At 72.1% G+C, this 16501-nt stretch carries 16 protein-coding genes; 8 read left to right on the top strand and 8 right to left on the bottom strand.

Annotated features, from left to right (window positions below):
• Positions 1-49 precede the first annotated feature (49 nt).
• Positions 50-577, bottom strand: coding sequence for a hypothetical protein (locus B1H29_RS16155; protein WP_055418557.1), 528 nt, complete (start codon positions 575-577; stop codon positions 50-52).
• Positions 578-871: 294 nt separating this feature from the next.
• Here B1H29_RS16155 and B1H29_RS16150 point away from each other — a divergent pair, with 294 nt between their 5' ends.
• Entirely contained in the window at positions 872-1777 is a 906-nt protein-coding gene (locus tag B1H29_RS16150; RefSeq protein ID WP_055418556.1) for a nitroreductase/quinone reductase family protein, read from the top strand.
• 12 nt (positions 1778-1789) lie between these two features.
• Here the strand turns inward: B1H29_RS16150 and B1H29_RS16145 are convergent, their stop codons facing one another.
• Positions 1790-2248: a MarR family winged helix-turn-helix transcriptional regulator gene (locus B1H29_RS16145; RefSeq protein WP_055418555.1), complete on the bottom strand. Its 459-nt coding sequence runs from the start codon at positions 2246-2248 to the stop codon at positions 1790-1792.
• Positions 2249-2349: 101 nt separating this feature from the next.
• On the opposite strand from B1H29_RS16145, the gene hemB reads away from it, so the two are divergent.
• Positions 2350-3342 carry a porphobilinogen synthase gene (gene hemB, locus B1H29_RS16140; protein WP_055418554.1) on the top strand — a complete coding sequence of 331 codons (993 nt, stop codon included), beginning with the start codon at positions 2350-2352 and terminating at the stop codon, positions 3340-3342.
• 49 nt (positions 3343-3391) lie between these two features.
• Here hemB and B1H29_RS38565 read toward each other — a convergent pair whose 3' ends face one another.
• Positions 3392-4153 (bottom strand): DUF4232 domain-containing protein, encoded by a 762-nt coding sequence (locus tag B1H29_RS38565; RefSeq protein ID WP_055418553.1) that lies wholly within the window; start codon positions 4151-4153, stop codon positions 3392-3394.
• A gap of 211 nt (positions 4154-4364) precedes the next feature.
• Between B1H29_RS38565 and B1H29_RS16130 the strand changes: the two genes are divergently transcribed.
• The 4 genes from B1H29_RS16130 to B1H29_RS16115 all read left to right on the top strand — a co-directional run bounded on the left by B1H29_RS16130 (position 4365) and on the right by B1H29_RS16115 (position 9262).
• The gene (locus B1H29_RS16130) at positions 4365-5813 is read left to right on the top strand and encodes a helix-turn-helix domain-containing protein (protein WP_055418552.1); all 1449 of its coding nucleotides are present in this window, start codon (positions 4365-4367) and stop codon (positions 5811-5813) included.
• A 113-nt stretch (positions 5814-5926) separates the two neighbouring features.
• Entirely contained in the window at positions 5927-6829 is a 903-nt protein-coding gene (locus B1H29_RS16125) for an SAM-dependent methyltransferase (RefSeq protein WP_055418551.1), read from the top strand.
• A gap of 76 nt (positions 6830-6905) precedes the next feature.
• Positions 6906-8132 (top strand): PLP-dependent aminotransferase family protein, encoded by a 1227-nt coding sequence (locus B1H29_RS16120; RefSeq protein ID WP_055418550.1) that lies wholly within the window; start codon positions 6906-6908, stop codon positions 8130-8132.
• A 272-nt stretch (positions 8133-8404) separates the two neighbouring features.
• Entirely contained in the window at positions 8405-9262 is an 858-nt protein-coding gene (locus B1H29_RS16115; protein WP_055418549.1) for an arylamine N-acetyltransferase family protein, read from the top strand.
• Here the strand turns inward: B1H29_RS16115 and B1H29_RS16110 are convergent.
• Positions 9251-10162 (bottom strand): helix-turn-helix domain-containing protein, encoded by a 912-nt coding sequence (locus B1H29_RS16110; RefSeq protein ID WP_055418548.1) that lies wholly within the window; start codon positions 10160-10162, stop codon positions 9251-9253. The two genes, B1H29_RS16115 and B1H29_RS16110, sit on opposite strands and share 12 nt — an antisense overlap.
• A complete protein-coding gene (locus tag B1H29_RS16105; protein ID WP_055418547.1) occupies positions 10159-10956 on the bottom strand; it encodes a peptidoglycan-binding protein in 798 nt (265 codons plus the stop codon). Before B1H29_RS16105 ends, B1H29_RS16110 begins: the two co-directional genes overlap by 4 nt.
• A gap of 317 nt (positions 10957-11273) precedes the next feature.
• Here B1H29_RS16105 and B1H29_RS16100 point away from each other — a divergent pair, with 317 nt between their 5' ends.
• Entirely contained in the window at positions 11274-11723 is a 450-nt protein-coding gene (locus B1H29_RS16100) for a peptidoglycan-binding domain-containing protein (RefSeq protein WP_055418546.1), read from the top strand.
• 84 nt (positions 11724-11807) lie between these two features.
• On the opposite strand, the gene argS is transcribed toward B1H29_RS16100, so the two are convergent.
• The gene (gene argS, locus B1H29_RS16095) at positions 11808-13583 is read right to left on the bottom strand and encodes an arginine--tRNA ligase (RefSeq protein ID WP_055418545.1); all 1776 of its coding nucleotides are present in this window, start codon (positions 13581-13583) and stop codon (positions 11808-11810) included.
• A gap of 160 nt (positions 13584-13743) precedes the next feature.
• On the opposite strand from argS, the gene lysS reads away from it, so the two are divergent.
• On the top strand, positions 13744-15483 hold the full coding sequence (lysS, locus tag B1H29_RS16090) for a lysine--tRNA ligase (protein ID WP_055418544.1): 1740 nt from the start codon (positions 13744-13746) through the stop codon (positions 15481-15483).
• Positions 15484-15581: 98 nt separating this feature from the next.
• Here lysS and B1H29_RS16085 read toward each other — a convergent pair whose 3' ends face one another.
• On the bottom strand, positions 15582-16067 hold the full coding sequence (locus tag B1H29_RS16085; protein ID WP_055418543.1) for a hypothetical protein: 486 nt from the start codon (positions 16065-16067) through the stop codon (positions 15582-15584).
• A gap of 37 nt (positions 16068-16104) precedes the next feature.
• On the bottom strand, positions 16105-16485 hold the full coding sequence (locus B1H29_RS16080) for a hypothetical protein (RefSeq protein WP_055418542.1): 381 nt from the start codon (positions 16483-16485) through the stop codon (positions 16105-16107).
• Between the last annotated feature and the right edge of the window lie 16 nt (positions 16486-16501).

Below are 16501 nucleotides of genomic sequence, written 5' to 3'. Positions count from 1 at the left end.
GCGCCCCGCCGCGTTCGGCCCCGCGCGAGTCGTACGGCGGGACGGCCGTTCAGCGGCAGAGTTCCTCGATGTCCTCGGCGAAGGCCGGGAAGGCGGCGCGGGCCTCGGTGATGATGTCCGCGGCGGGTCGGCGCGGGGTGGTGGCGTGGCGTTCGGCGAGTGCGGTGAGCGCCGGGTCCGGGCGTGCCCCGTGCTCGTCGTACAGGACGGCCTCCAGCGGGCCTGTGCCGTCGGCGAGCACCCACAGGAAGTCGGAGAGGTTCCCGGCGACGACGCCGCACTCGCCCTCCGAGCCCATGAACACGACGGGCTGCTCGGCGAGGGGCCGCCCGGGCCGTGCGTACCAGACGGCCGCGAGCCCGCCGGTGCCGTCCTGGCCGAACACGCGGTAGGCGGCGCCGTCGAGTTCGGGGTTTCCGGTCCACTGGCGCAGCCAGCCGGTGGTCTCCTCGGCCGAGTCGAAGGCGGCGTAGGGCTCGAAGTCGATGCCCTCGCCGTCGTCGTAGTCGAACGCGACGCGGGCCACGTCGGCGAGGGCGGGCGGAAGTCGGCGGTCGTCGCCGGTCATCTCGTTCACGCGCGTACGGTAGCCGCCCGGACCGACAGGGGGCGGCGCCCGGGCGGGCGTTGACAGGTGGCGGGCGGGTGCGTGTAATGAGGGTGGTGCCGCGTGGCGCCGGTCAAAGAGCAGTGGGCCGACCGGTGTTCGGGCGAGCGCCCTTCACCCAAGGGGTACGTGATGAGTTCCCACTCCGCGCCCTGACACGACGTAGCGCGTTCGCACGTCGTCGTCCTCTTCTTCTCTACAACCCTTTCCGGCACCGTGCCGCACGCGCGTCGCGGGCTGCCGTCATGGAGACACGGAAAACGTATGCCCACGTCTTTCAACCAGTCCGTCATCGAGGAGTTCCGCGCCAACGCCGGTAAGGTCGGTGGTCCCTTCGAAGGCGGCGACCTGCTCCTGCTGACGACCACCGGCGCTCGGTCGGGAGTATCGCGGACCACCCCCCTCGGATACGTCCGCCACGGGGACTCGCTCCTGGTCGTCGGGTCCAACCTCGGCGGTCCGCGGCATCCCGGCTGGTACCACAACCTGCTCGCCCATCCCGTGGTCCAGGTCGAGATCGGCACCCGTTCCTTCGAGGCTCTCGCGGTCCCCGCCGAAGGCGCCCGGCGCGACGCGCTGTTCGCGCACGTCGTGCGGGCGGCGCCCGGCTACGGCGACTACCAGGCCGCCACCGATCGGCTCCTGCCGGTGGTGGTGCTGGAGCGGGCCGAGCCCGACGGGTGGGAGGCGCCCGGCGAGGTCCGCACCCTCGCCGACAAGCTCATGGAGGTCCACACCTGGCTGCGGGGGCAGTTGGCCCAGGTGCGGACGGAGGTCGACGCGCACTTCGCCGCCCGGGCGGCGCACCAGGGGCCCGGTGCGCCGCCGGCCCCGGGGCTCGGGCTGCAGATCCGGCAGCGGTGCCTGGCGTTCTGCCAGGCGCTGGAGTTCCACCACACGAGCGAGGACGGGCACCTGTTCCCGGGGATCGCCCGCCACCATCCCCACCTGGCCGACGTCTTCGACCGGCTCGGCGACGAACACCGCACGATCGCCCGCCTCCAGGGTGAGCTGGCGGCGCTGCTGGCCGGCGTCCACATCGCCGAACCGCGGCGTTTTCGTGCGGAACTGGAGGCGATGTCGGCGGAGCTGAACGCGCACCTCGACCACGAGGAGGAGGCGCTGATCCCACTGCTGGCCGACGTGCCGTGGCCGCCTGCCGGTCCCTAGGCCGGACACGGCCTAGTGGTGCCAGGCCTGTCCGCCGGTGTTGTGGATGAAGCGCTGGAGCACCTTCACGGTGGTCAGGTACTCCTCGTCGGATATGCCGGCGTGGCGTTCCGTCCACAGTTCGTCCTGGAGGGCGGCCGCCTCCTCGTAGAACGCCCTGCCTTCGGGGGTGAGGGTCAGGTGGCCCTCGGGGGTCTGGGCGGTCCAGCCGTTCGTGAGGGTCGCGTCGATCTCCGCCTCCATCGACTCCGGGCCCGTGTCGAGGTAGTTGCGCAGGAGGCGGGAGATCTCGTCGCGGGATTTCGGGGTGCCCGCGTGGGCCGCCTGGGCGAGGACCCACCACTGGGGCTGGGTCGTGCCGATCCCGGCGAGGGCCGCCCGGGTGCGGGTGACCACGGCCTTGTAGGCCGCCCAGCTCCAGTAGCCGATGGGCTGTCGGACCAGTTCCGCGTCGGTGTGTGAGTAGTTCATGGAGCCGACCGTAGGAACTCGACCAAGGTTGAGGTCAAGCGTCGCGCGGGCCGACTCTCCGTCGGCAAAGGCACGGGGGGGACGGGCGTAGCGTAGGTGGTATGTCGACGTACGGATCCTTCCCCGGCACCCGGCCCCGGCGGCTGCGGAGCACTCCTGTCATGCGTCGGATGGTCGCCGAGACCCGGTTGCACCCCGCCGACCTCATCCTCCCGGCCTTCGTGCGCGAGGGCGTGAGCGAGCCGGTGCCGATCGCGGCGATGCCCGGTGTCGTGCAGCACACCCGGGACACGCTGAAGAAGGCGGCCGCGGAGGCGGTCGAGGCGGGGGTCTCCGGGATCATGCTCTTCGGGGTGCCGGAGGAGGAGAAGAAGGACGCGGCCGGGACGACCGGTACCGATCCGGACGGGATCCTGCAGGTCGCCCTGCGTGACGTGCGGGCCGAGGTCGGGGACGAGCTGCTCGTCATGTCCGACCTGTGTCTCGACGAGTTCACGGATCACGGGCACTGCGGGGTGCTGGATGCTCAGGGGCGGGTCGACAACGACGCCACCCTTGAGCGGTACGCCGAGATGGCGCAGGTGCAGGCCGACGCGGGCGCCCATGTGGTCGGACCGAGCGGGATGATGGACGGGCAGATCGGCGTCGTCCGCGACGCGCTCGACCAGATCGGGCGGGAGGACGTCGCCGTCCTCGCCTACACCGTGAAGTACGCGTCCGCCTTCTACGGGCCCTTCCGGGAGGCCGTCGGGTCCTCGCTGAAGGGGGACCGGAAGACCTACCAGCAGGACTCCGCCAACGCGCGCGAGGCCATCCGGGAACTGGCCCTCGACCTCGAGGAGGGCGCCGACATGGTGATGGTCAAGCCGGCCGGGCCCTACCTCGACATCCTCGCCAAGGTCGCCGAGGCCGCGGACGTGCCCGTCGCCGCCTACCAGATCTCCGGCGAGTACTCGATGATCGAGGCCGCCGCCGAGAAGGGCTGGATCGACCGCGACCGCGCCATCCTGGAGTCGCTCACCGGCATCAAGCGGGCCGGCGCGCGCAACATCCTGACCTACTGGGCCACCGAGGTCGCTCGCACCCTGCGCTGAGCGACCTGTGCCGGTCCCGCACGCAGCGGGCGCGCGTCCGGGGATCCCTTCAGTACTCGAGGGCGTTCGAAACGCTGGTCTGCCAGTAGGTGACCGTCAGGGTGCTGTCGACGTACACGCCGCCGGAGGGCAGCTTGACCGTGGCGATGGAGCCGTCCTCGAACGGGATGGTGAGGGTGCTCGTGTCGTACCCGCCCTCGCCGCTGCCGTCGCCGGACGACAGCCGCACACCGGCGTAACCGGACTCGCCGGGCGCCAGCGTCGTCAGCGCCTGCGGCTTGCTGGACTCGGCGACGGGCGGCACCGACTGGGCCTCGCCGAACCGCGCCGCCGGGTACGTCGGCAGCGCGCAGGTCTTCGAGCCGGTGTTGGTGGCGGTCAGCAGCAGGTGGTTGATCGGGCGGGGCGCGTTCGCCGCGGTGATCCGCACGTTGGACGCGGAGCACTTCCCGACTACGTCCGTGTCGGATCCCTTGTCGGCGCCCGCACCGGAACCGGAACCGGAGCTGCCGCTGCTGGAGTTCGACGCGTTGCCGTTGCCGCCGGATCCGGAGGAGCCGTTCGAGCCCGAGGAGCCGTTCGAGCCCGTGGAGCCGTTCGAGCCCGTGGAGCCTCCCTTGCCGGTGTCGTCCTTCGCGCCGGCCTGGTCGGGCGCCGGCCGGCTGTTCTCGGCCGCCGGGGTGGAGGTGGAGGTGGAGGCCGCCGGGGCTCCCGTGTCCGATCCGTCGCTCTCGCAGGCCGTGAGGGAGAGCGCGGCCAGCGCGACCGTGGTGGCGGCGAGCAGGCGGGTACGGGTGATGCGTGCGGACATGAGAGTTCTCCTCGGAAGTGGCATTGAGGTGAGTCGCTCGACCGTTGGCCGGGAGCGGCTGCTTGGATGACCACAGCTTGGGCCCGGGGCCGTCCCAGTCGCCAGCAGTGCCGGGAGATGCGGGATACTGGGACGCCGGGAACGGCTCTGACCTGCGGGAACGGTGTCCTTCTGGGATGCCGCACGGGGATACGGGAAGAGGGAGAAACGGGTGGCGGGGGACGACTTCGCAGTACTGCTGCGGGAACTGAAGGAGCGGTCCGGGCTCAGTTACGGGGCCCTGGGCAAGCGGCTGCACATGAGTGCGTCGACCCTCCACCGATACGTCAGTGGGGAGGTCGTGCCCACCGAGTTCGCCCCCGTCGAACGCCTCGCGCGCGTATGCCGGGCGACCCCCGAGGAACTGCTCGAACTCCACCGCCGCTGGATCCGCGCGGACGCGCTGCGCGGCGTGAAGAAGGAGGAGAGGGAGGAGACGGGGGAGACGGGGGAGACGGGGGAGAAGGAGACCCAGGAAAAGGCGGAGACCGAGGAGAAGCGGAAGGACCGGGAGGACCGGGAGGACCGGGAGGACCGGGAGGACCGGGAGGACCGGAAGGACCGGAAGGACCGGAAGGACCGGGAGGACCGGGAGGAGGCCGGCGTCTCCGTCGCGGCGGAGGGCACACCGCCCGCACCGCCGGGACCGCCCACGCCGGACGAACGGTCCGCGCCCCACGACCCGCCCACGCTCGGCGAACCCGAACCGCCCCGTCGCCGGGTCCCGCGCGCCGCGCTCTACGCCGCGACCGGACTCGTCGCCGTCAGTGCCGCCGTGGCGCTCGTGGCGAACCTCGTGTCGGGCACGGGCGACGACGGCCGGCGCGGTCCGGCCGGGGCCGTCGCACAGACCTCCGCGACGGTGTCCGGGACGGCCACCGGGCCGGCGTCCCCGAGCGCGAGCGCCTCCTCGTCCCCGTCCGTCTCCTCGTCCCCGTCCGGGTCCCGCTCCCCGTCCGCGTCCGCGTCCCCGTCGCGTCCGGGCACCGCCTCGCCCAGCCGCGAGGCACCCGCCGACGGCCCCGCGCTGGCCGTGTCGACCAACCCGTACCACTGGGACGTCCCCTGCGAACACGCCTTCCTGGTCGACCGCAGCCCGCAGAACGTGCTGCCGCCGCCCGCCCAGCGGGACGCCGTCGGCTGGGCCACCACGTACGGTGCGGTCTCCGCGAACCGGCAGATGGCCGTCCTCACCGTGCAGGGCACCGGTGAGGAGACGGTGGTCCTGCACGACCTGCACGTCCGGGTGGTGAGCAGCAAGCCGGCGCTGGACTGGAAGCAGTACGTGATGGGCAACGGCTGCGGCGGCGGGGTGACCCCCAAGTCCTTCGACGTCGCCCTCGACCTGGGCACCCCCCTGGCGATGCCGGTCTCGGGACAGCAGGACTTCCCGTACAGCGTCACCGAGTCCGACATCGAGGTCTTCAAGGTCAACGCGCACACCAGTGGCCACGACGTGAGCTGGTACCTGGAGCTGGAGTGGTCCAGCGGCGACCGGCACGGCGTCATGCGCGTCGACGACCACGGAAAGCCGTTCCGCACCAGCGCCTCCCGGGACGACTCCTACTACGCGTACCCCCTCGGCAGTGACGCCTGGGAGTTGGTCGTCGACGAGGACTGACGCGGACCGGGTACGGAGTACGGACACCGGACTCGAGCACCGGTGCGTCGCCAAGTCGGTCCGGAGGCTAGGTTGTTGGCCACCACTCCGATTCGCTTCGTCAGGAGACGCCCATGCCCGGTGACGCCCTCAGCCAGGACCCCGCGGAGCTGAGAAGGAGGATCGACAGCAGCAAGGCGCACCCGGCCCGCGTGTACGACGTCTTCCTCGGCGGCAAGGACCACTACCCCGCGGACCGCGACGCGGCCGCCGCCGGGCTCGCCGCCAACCCGCGCGGCTACCTCGACGTACGGCACAACCGCGACTTCCTGCGCCGCGCGGTCACCACGCTGGCCGAGGAGCACGGCATCCGGCAGTTCCTCGACATCGGCACCGGCCTGCCGACCGCGGAGAACGTGCACCAGATCGCCCAGCGCATCGCCCCCGAGTCGCGGGTGGTCTACGTCGACAACGACCCGGTCGTCCTCACCCACGCGCGCGCCCTGCTCACCAGCGGCCCCGAGGGACGTACGGACTACGTCGACGCCGATCTGAAGAGCCCGGCGCGGATCCTCGAACAGGCGGCGGCGACCCTGGACTTCAGCCGGCCCGTCGCGCTCTGCCTCGTCGCGATCCTGCACTTCGTCGAGGACGAGGAGGCGTACCCCATCGTCCGCGGGCTGATGGACGAGCTGCCCGCCGGCAGCCGGCTCGTCCTCAGCCATCTCACCGAGGACCTCAACCCGGAGAACATCCGCGCGGTCCAGCGGACGTACACCGAGCGGGGCTTCACCTTCGTGCTGCGCTCCCACAAGGACGTCGAGCGCTTCTTCACGGAGGCCGGGCTGGAACTCGCCGAGCCGGGTGTCGTCCCGGTGCACCACTGGCGCCCGGACCACGCGGCGCCGGTGCCGGAGCAGCCCGAGGAGTCCTACCTGGCGGGGCTCGACGACATCGAGAAGGTCCGGTACAAGGACATCAACGACGTCACGGACGCCGACATCAACGTGTACGGAGGGCTGGCCGCCAAGGGCTGACGGCCCGCCAGCCGTGCAGGCGTCCGGATCGCGGAAAGTCTCTTGTAGGCGGCACGTACTTATTTAGGGTGCGGGCATGACCGTGACCGAGAACGTGTCCGCCCCCGCTCCCGCCGCCGCCCTGCCGCCGCTCGCCGCGCGGGCCCGGTCGATCGGCGGTTCGCCCGTACGTGACATCCTCGCCGTCACCGCACGCCCCGAGGTGATCAACTTCGCGGGCGGGCTGCCGGCCCCCGAGCTGTTCGACGCGGAGGGCATCGCCGCCGCGTACCGGGACGTCCTCGCCGAGGCGCCCGCGCGGGCACTCCAGTACTCCACCACCGAGGGCGTGCCCGCGCTCAGGGCCGCGCTCGCCGCCCGCACCACCGTGCGCGGGCTCGACACCGGCCCCGACGAACTCCTCGTCACCACCGGATCGCAGCAGGCCCTGTCCCTGCTCGCCACCGCCCTGATCGAACCCGGCGACACCGTCCTCGTCGAGAACCCCTGCTACCTGGCCGCCCTGCAGGCCTTCGGCTTCGCGGGCGCCCGGGTCGTCGCCGTGCCGGGCGACGAGGACGGGATCGACCCGGCGGCCCTGGAGGAGCTGGTGGTGCGCGAGCGGCCCAAGCTGCTCTACACCGTGCCCACCTTCTCCAACCCCACCGGACGCACCCTGCCCGTCGACCGCCGGGCCGCGGTGGCCCGGATCGCGGGGCGGTGCGGGGTGTGGATCGTCGAGGACGACCCGTACGGCGAGCTGCGCTTCGAGGGCGAGCGGGTGCCGTGGATCGCGTCGTACGACGGCGCCGGGGACCGGACCGTGCTGCTGGGCTCCTTCTCCAAGGTGATGGCACCCGGTCTGCGCCTCGGCTGGCTGCGGGCGCCCGCAGCGCTGCGCCGGGCCTGCGCGGTGGCCAAGCAGGCCGCCGACCTGCACACCCCGACCGTCAACCAGCTCGCCGCCGCCCGGTACCTGGCCGACCGGGACCTGGACGCGCATGTCGCGCGCGTCGCCGCCGTCTACGGCGCACGCCGGGACGCCATGCTCGCGGGCCTGGCGGACGCGCTCCCGGCGGGTTCGGCGTGGACCCGCCCCGAGGGCGGCATGTTCCTGTGGGCGCGCCTGCCGGAGCACTACGACACCACGGCGCTGCTCCCCGGGGTGGTCCGGCACGACGTGGCGTACGTCCCCGGCGCCCCCTTCCACGCCGGTGAGCCGGACCGCGCCACGCTGCGGCTGTGCTTCGTGACGCAGACGCCGGACGAGATCGCGGAGGGGCTGCGCCGGCTGGGGGAGGGGCTGCGGGAGGTACGGCGGTAGGTACTGCGGTGGGTACGGCAAGAGGCCCGGCGGTGGCCGTCGTGGGAGGCGACGCGGGAGGCGGCGGGCGGGAGGGCCCGAGCCCCCGGCCCAGGTCCCCGGCCCAGGTCCCCGGCCCAGGTCCCCGGCCCAGGTCCCCGGCCCAGGTCCCCGGCCTAGGTCCCCGGCCTAGGTCCCCGGCCTAGGTCCCCGGCCTAGGTCCCCGGCCCAGGTCCCCGGCCTAGGACCAAGAGCCGAGGCGGGGGCGCCGCGCCCGCACGTACGGTGAAGCCATGCCCGACAGCACACGGACGACGACGCCCTTCGACCTCGACGCGTACCTCGGCCGGATCGGCTGGGAGGGGGAGCGGCGGCCCGACGCGGCCACGCTGCGGGGCGTGCACCTCGCCCATCTGAGGGCCGTCCCGTTCGAGAACCTGGACGCCCTCGGCGGTACGGCCCCCTCCCTCGACCTCGCCGACCTGACGGCCAAGCTGGTCCACGGCCGCCGGCGCGGCGGCTACTGCTACGAGCACAACACGCTGTTCGCGGCGGCCCTGGAGGCGCTGGGTCTCCGGGTGACCCGGCTGGCCGCGCGGGTCGTCGTCGGCGCGGACCGCTTCGAGGACCGCCCGCGCACCCACATGGCGCTGCTGGCCGAGATCCCCGGCGACCCGCGGCCGTACCTGGCCGACGTCGGATTCGGAGCCGTCGGCTCCCTGCTGGAACCGGTGCCGCTGACGGCGGACACGGAGTTCCACGACGCCGGACGCCGGCACCGGCTGGTGCACGCGCCGCGCTCCGGGCCGCTGGAGATGTGGGTCCTGGAGTCGTACCAGGGCCGCGAAGGGGCTTCGGACGGTGACTGGGTGGCGCAGTACGCCTTCACCCTGGAGCCGTTCGAGCAGCCCGACTACGAGGTCATCAACTGGCACATCGCCACGAACCCGCGCTCTCCGTTCTCCCGGCGCCCGTACGCCCAGTTCCTCACCCCGGACGGGCACGTACTGCTCGACGGCGACCGTTTCACCGCGACCGGCGACGACGGAACGGTGACCGAGCGGAAACTGACGGACGAGGACGAGGTCCGGCGCCTGCTCGCGGGGGACTTCGGCATCGACGTCCCCGAGGGCCTGGTGCTACTGGGGTGAGGGCGGCCGGGTCAGGGCGGCGGTCTCGCCCACGCGGGCCTCGAAGCACTCCCGCTCGCCGACCGCCGGCCCGGGCAGGAAGCAGGCGCGGACCGTGCTGCCGGGGTGGGCCACCGTCATCGCGGTGTAGACGTAGGCCTCCGTGTCGGCCTGGTCCTTGACGCGCACCTCGCGGGTCGGGCCGCCCACGGTGACCTCCACCCGGTCACCGGGCCGGGCCCCCCAGGACCGGGCCCAGCTCGCGCCGCACTTCGCGCTGTAGCGCAGCTCGACGTGGGCGCCGGTGGCGGTGCGGTACGTGGTGAGGGTGTCGGGGTCGATGCCGCAGATCATGCGCATCGGGTCCCGGCCCTCGCAGGCGGCGCCGTGGCACTGGGGGGCGAGGGAGTACGGGGCGGAGGCCGGCAGCGGTTCGTCCCCGGGGGTGTCCCGGCCCGGCAGCAGGAGGAGCACCAGCACCACACCGCCGACGAGTACGGCGTACACCGAAGCCAGCACCATCAGGAGCCGCCCGCCGCGGCCGGGCGGGCGCCCGGTCCCGGCGGGCCGGGGCGGGTTGTGCGGCTGTGGCTGTGGCTGTGGTTGTAGTCGTGCCTGTTCCTGCGCCTGTTCCTGTTCCTGTGCCTGCGGCTCGGCGGTGGCCGGGGTGGGAGTCGCCGCGCGTCCGCTCCAGTCCGACTCGGCGATCTCCCACAGGGCCAGCAGCCGTCCCTCCGGCTCGTTCGCGACCCGGCACAGGTCCTGGACGGCCTGGCGAGGGGGCAGGCTCTTGCCGTTGAGGTAGCGCTCCCACGAGGACTTGCTGTACGCCGTGCGCTCCGCCAGCGCCGCCAGGCTCAGTCCCGTACGGACCCGCAGTTCCCGGAGCGCGGCGGTCAGCGGGGTGTGTCGCGCGGTCACTTCGCCGCTGCCTCCCGTAGGGCCTTCCAGGTGTGCGGGCCTATGACACCGTCCACGACCAGCCCGTCCCGGGCCTGGACGCGTTCGACCGCGTGTTGTGTCTTCGGGCCGAAGATGCCGTCGACGTCCCCCGGTGGGATGCCCGTCCGGCGTAGCAGGCACTGTGCCTCGGCCACCTCCGGCCCCGTGTGGGTGTACGCCAGGATGGCGTCCGTGGTGGGGCTGAGCCCCGCGTACCAACGGCCGTCACGCCGCTCCAGCCGACAGGTGTAGACGACCGGTATCAAGGACTCCGACACGGTGGCGGGGGCGGCCGCGCCCGCGTCGGCGCGGACGTCGGCCAACTCGGCGCGGGCCTCGGTGAGCCGCACGGCCAGCAGGAGCGCCGCGGAGACGGACAGCACCAGGGCCACCGCGCCCGCCGTGACCAGGGAGCGGGGGTAACGCCCGTACGGCTGCCGCCCGGTGGGCACGGTCACCCGGGTGTCGGAGGCGTCCTGCGGTGCGTCGGCCATCGCGTCGCGTCCCCGCGCCCAGTGTTCGGCGGCGACCTCGTGCAGCACCAGCAGGCGGGTCGGATCGTCACCGCCGATGCGGGCCATCGCCTCCACGGCCTGCCGGGGCGGCAGTGCCCCGCCGTTCAGGTACCGCTGCCAGGACCGCGCGCTGTACCCGGACTTCGCGGCCAGTTGACGCGTGCTCAGTTCACTGCGGTCCTTCAGCTTGCGCAGCCGCACGATCAACTGGCGGACCTGTGGATGCAGCTCTGCGGGCAACCCCTTCCAACGCGACATGCTTCCCCCCGTTCGCGTCCGGGGACCGCTGGTCCGGCGCTCCCCTCGTGTCCCAGCCTCATTCTGCATCAGCCGTCACGGCACGCCCGCAAGAACGGCCCCGCCCCGATGCGGGACTTGGCCGTCCCCCCGTGCCTGGCCGTCCCGCCGCAGTGACACGGCGAGCGACGTCCTGGCTGGTCAGCGGCCGGGACGTCCCAGGAGGGCGCCACTTCCGCGTGAGCTGTGGCCGGACGCCGCGCCCGACCGGCAGGCTCGTTGCGGAGCCGGCCGGTGCGGTCGGCTCCGACCGGCGCACGTCAACCGAGGGGAACAGTATGCGAGCTCTCACCAAGGCACTCGTCAGTGCCACCACCGCCGTCGGGATCGCCGTCGGGGGCCTGGCGACCGCGGGCGCGGCGACGGCGGCTCCCGCGCCGGCCCCGCAGCAGGCGGCGAGTGCCGAGGTCGGCACCCTCGCGGTGGTCAACCTGGGGCTGACCACCACGCAGGCGAAGAAGTGGCAGTGCTACCTGCGGGACTGGAATTTCGACCCGGGCAAGATCGACGGATACCTGGGTACCAGCAGTTGGAAGGCGGCGCAGCGGCTTTTCAACCGGTACGGCTATGACGCCGGTACCGTCGACGGGATCGTCGGAACCAGGACGATCAAGGCGTTGCAGAAGTTCCTGGACGGGCGCCCCGGGATGAACCTCGACATCGACGGGATCGCCGGACCGGAGACCAAGGCCGCGTTCGCGACCTTCGCCGGCTGGCAGTCCTGCTGAGGAAGGCCGACGGCCGCTCACCCACCGCGGCCCGCCCCTCCGGGGAGGAGGGGCGGGCCGCGGTGGGTGAGCCGGCGGAACGCGTCAGAGCCGCTCGGGCGTCCTGATGCCCAGCAGGGCCATGCCCTGGTGCAGGGTGCGGGCCGTCACGTCGGAGAGGAAGAGGCGGTTCTCCGCCACGTCGCGCGGGGGCGCCGGCTTGATCACCGGGCACTTGTCGTAGAACGACGTGAACAGGGACGCCAGTTGATAGAGGTACGCCGTCAGCTTGTGCGGGGCGTACTCGCGGGCCGCCTCCGCCACCGTCTCCGCGAAGGCGTCGAGGTGCAGGCCGAGGGAGCGCTCCGCCTCGTGCAGCTCCAGCTCCGGGTGGGCCCCGGGACGTACCTCGCCGGCCTTGCGCAGGATCGACTGGATCCGGGCGTAGGCGTACTGGAGGTAGACGGACGTGTCGCCGTTCAGCGAGACCATCTGGTCCAGGTCGAACTTGTAGTCCCGGTTCGCCGACGTCGACAGGTCCGCGTACTTCACCGCGCCGATGCCCACCTGGGTGCCCCGCTCGGCGATCTCCCGCTCGGAGAGGTCCTGTGCCTTCTCCCGGACGACGGCGGACGCGCGGTCGATCGCCTCGTCGAGGAGGTCGACCAGGCGGACCGTCTCGCCCTCCCGGGTCTTGAACGGCTTGCCGTCCTTGCCGAGGACGGTGCCGAAGGCCAACTGCTGCGCCGTCACGTCGTCGTTCAGCCAGCCGGCCCTGCGGGCGGTCTCGAAGACCATCTTGAAGTGCAGGGACTGGCGGGCGTCGACCACGTACAGCAGCGTGTCCGCCTTGAGGTTGAACACGCGGTCGCGGATCGCGGAGAGATCGGTGGCCGCGTAGCCGTAACCGCCGTCCGACTTCTGCACGATCAGCGGGACCTGCTTGCCGTCCGGGCCCTTGACGTCGTCGAAGAAGACGCACAGCGCGCCCTCGGAGCGGACGGCGACGCCGGACTCCTCCAGCATGCGGCAGGTCTCGGCCAGCATGTCGTTGTACCCGGACTCGCCGACGATGTCGGGGTCGCGGATCTCCATGTCCAGCTTCTCGAAGACGGAGAAGAAGTAGATCTTCGACTCGTCGACGAACTTCTGCCACGCGGCGAGCGTCTTCGGGTCCCCGGCCTGGAGGTCGACCACTCGGCGCCGCGCCCGCGTCTTGAACTCCTCGTCGGAGTCGAAGTGCCTGCGCGCGGCCTTGTAGAGGCGGTCCAGGTTGGACATGGCCTCCTCGCCGGAGACCGCGCCGTCGTCGGCGCCCTTGTGGTCCAGCTCGTGCGGGTGCTCGTCGAGGTACTGGATGAGCATGCCGAACTGGGTGCCCCAGTCGCCGATGTGGTGCCGGCGCACGACCGTCTCGCCGGTGAACTCCAGGAGCTGGACGACCGAGTCGCCGATCACCGCGGAGCGCAGGTGGCCGACGTGCATCTCCTTCGCCACGTTCGGCTGGGCGTAGTCGATCACCGTGGTGCCGGGGTGCTCGGCGTGCGGCACACCGAGGCGGCCGGTGTCGTCCGCGTACCGCGCGGCGAGGTTCCCGGTGATCGCCCGGTCGCCGATCGTGATGTTCAGGAAGCCGGGCCCGGAGACCTCGACGTCCTTGATCAGGTCGCCCGTGACGATGTGCGAGACGACCTCGGTCGCCAGCTCCCGCGGGTTCGCCTTCGCCTTCTTGGCCAGGGCGAGGATGCCGTTGGCCTGGTAGTCCGCCCGGTCGCTTCGGCGCAGCAGCGGGTCGACGCCGGCGGCCTGGGGCCGGGTGGCCGTCAGGGCGGACGCGAGGTGCTGCTGGACGGAGTCGCTGAGGGACGTGACCGAGGCCATGGAGTGGCTGCCGTTCTGCTCGGGTTCGGGAGTACTACGGAAACCGAGTATCCCACGCGGTGAAAAGCGGTTTTCGCGGAAGCGGGCCGGGCTGGGAGAATGGAGCGGTCAGCCGTGCGACCGTACCGGCTGCTCCAGGAGAAGTCTCAGGAAAGAGGACGTGCCGATCGTGGCTCAGAGCACAGAGACCACCGACTGGGTCTCCCGTTTCGCGGACGAGGTCATCGCCGAGTCGGAGCGTCGTGCCCCGGGCAAACCTGTGGTCGTCGCGTCCGGGCTCTCCCCGTCCGGTCCCATCCACCTGGGCAACCTGCGCGAGGTCATGACCCCGCACCTGGTCGCCGACGAGGTCCGCCGCCGCGGCCACCAGGTCCGGCACCTGATCTCCTGGGACGACTACGACCGCTACCGCAAGGTGCCGAACGGTATCGCCGGGGTGGACGACTCGTGGGCCGAGCACATCGGCAAGCCCCTCACCTCCGTCCCGGCGCCCAAGGGCTCCGCGCACCCGAACTGGGCCGAGCACTTCAAGGCCGCGATGGTCGAGGCGCTCACCGAGATGGGCGTGGAGTTCGACGGGATCAGCCAGACCGCGCAGTACACCTCCGGGGTCTACCGCGAGCAGATCCTGCACGCCATGAGGCACCGGCGGGACATCGACGCGATCCTCGCCCAGTACCGGACCAAGAAGGCTCCCGCGAAGAAGTCGCAGAAGCCCGTCGACGAGGCCGAGCTGGAGGCCGCCGAGGGCTCCGGCGCCGCGGCCGAGGACGACGGTTCGGGCTCGGCCGCCGGGTACTTCCCGTACAAGCCGTACTGCGGCAACTGCGAGAAGGACCTGACGACGGTCACCGCGTACGACGACGACTCGACCGAGCTGACCTACGCCTGCACCGCGTGCGGTTTCTCGGAGACGGTCCGGCTCAGCGAGTTCAACCGCGGCAAGCTGGTCTGGAAGGTCGACTGGCCGATGCGGTGGGCCTACGAGGGCGTGATCTTCGAGCCGAGCGGGGTAGACCACTCGTCTCCCGGGTCGTCCTTCCAGGTCGGCGGGCAGATCGTCGGCATCTTCGACGGCGAGCAGCCGATCGGGCCGATGTACGCCTTCGTCGGCATCAGCGGCATGGCGAAGATGTCCTCGTCCAAGGGCGGCGTGCCCACCCCGGCCGACGCGCTGCAGATCATGGAGCCCCAGCTCCTGCGCTGGCTGTACGCCCGCCGCAGGCCCAACCAGTCCTTCAAGATCGCCTTCGACCAGGAGATCCAGCGGCTCTACGACGAGTGGGACCGACTCGACGCCAAGGTCGCCGACGGCAGCGCCCTGCCCGCCGACATCGCCGCCCACTCGCGTGCCGTGCGCACGGCCGCCGGTGAGCTGCCGAGGACGCCCAGGCCGCTGCCGTACCGCACGCTCGCCTCCGTGGCCGACATCACCGCCGGGCACGAGGACCAGGCGCTGCGCATCCTGAGCGAGCTGGACCCCGCGGACCCGCTGGGCGCCCTGGACGAGGCCCGCCCCCGGTACGACAAGGCCGAGGCGTGGATCAACACCCACGTCCCCGCCGACCAGCGCACCATCGTGCGCGACGAGCCGGACGCCGAGCTGCTGAAGTCCCTCGACGAGCGGGGCCGGGCCTCGCTGCGGCTGCTGCTCGACGGGCTCGCCGGCCACTGGTCCCTGGACGGGCTCACCCACCTCGTCTACGGCGTGCCCAAGCTCCAGGCCGGCTTCTCCGCCGACGCCACGCCCAAGGAACTGCCGCCGGAGATCAAGACCGCCCAGCGGTCCTTCTTCGCGCTGCTGTACCACCTGCTGGTCGGCCGCGACACCGGCCCGCGCCTGCCCACGCTGCTGCTGGCGGTGGGCCAGGACCGGGTGCGGACCCTGCTCGGGGAGTAGGACGGGACCGTACGGACACGGCGACGGGGGCGCCCGGCTTCGGCCGGGCGCCCCCGTCGCCGTGAGGAGACAAGGGGCGCGGCGGAGCGGTGTCACCGTTACGGGACGCCGGCCGCCCAGCCCGAGCCCACCGCGCCCAGTACCGGCAGCAGGAAGAGCGCCAGGCCCATCGACCGGGGGAACCGGCCACGGTCTCGTTCCACCTCGCGTGCCGTGAACGCCTTGCGCTGCGCCGCGGCCGTCGGCTTCGTGGACAGCGGGATCAGCGAGCCCAGCAGTACGAGCACCGCCTCCGACCACCGCAGACGCGCGTCACCGTGCACGGGGAGCGTCCACGACGAGACCCAGCCGCGGAAGGGCAGCAGCGCCACGACGGTTCCGCACACGAAACCGGTGCACGCGGCGAGCGCGGCCGTCCACGACACCTGGGCGCCGAACCGGAGGGTCAGCGCCAGCACCGCGAGCACCGGCAGGGTGACCGCGGCCACCCACCGCTCCCGTCGTTGCGGCAGCCACCGCATCAGCACGCAGGTGAGCACGAGGTCGGACACCAGGAGGGCGAACACCCAGAGGGGCAGTACCACCGCGGGTTCCTCAGCTTCCCAAGAGATCCGTCATCGCTCAGCCGATGAGGAAGGCCACCAGGACGGCCGCGGCGACGAAGGCGAGCAGGAAGACGGCGAGTTGCTTCTTCGTCACCTCGTCCGCGGGCTCGCCCGCACGGTACAGAGCGATCTGGCGTACCAGGTACCTGTGGTAGACCACCCGCAGGATCACCAGGACGAGGGCGACCAGGGTGAACAGGAAGAACGGTTGCTTCCCCTCGTAGTCGCGGGCCGCGGACTGCCCGACGACGGCGGCGGCACCCGCCAGCGGGACGACTACGGAGGAGATCCGCTGGGCGGTCGTGACGGCCAGGGACTGCGCGGCCAGCGCGAGGGCGACACCGGAGACGAAGGCGAACACCCACCACTGGGTGATCGACATGTCGGGTGTCAGCATGGTGTCTCCCTTGTCC

This window comes from Streptomyces pactum (genome assembly GCF_002005225.1).
Taxonomy (GTDB): Bacteria; Actinomycetota; Actinomycetes; order Streptomycetales; family Streptomycetaceae; genus Streptomyces; species Streptomyces pactum_A.
This window is presented reverse-complemented; position numbering and strand designations above follow the sequence as displayed.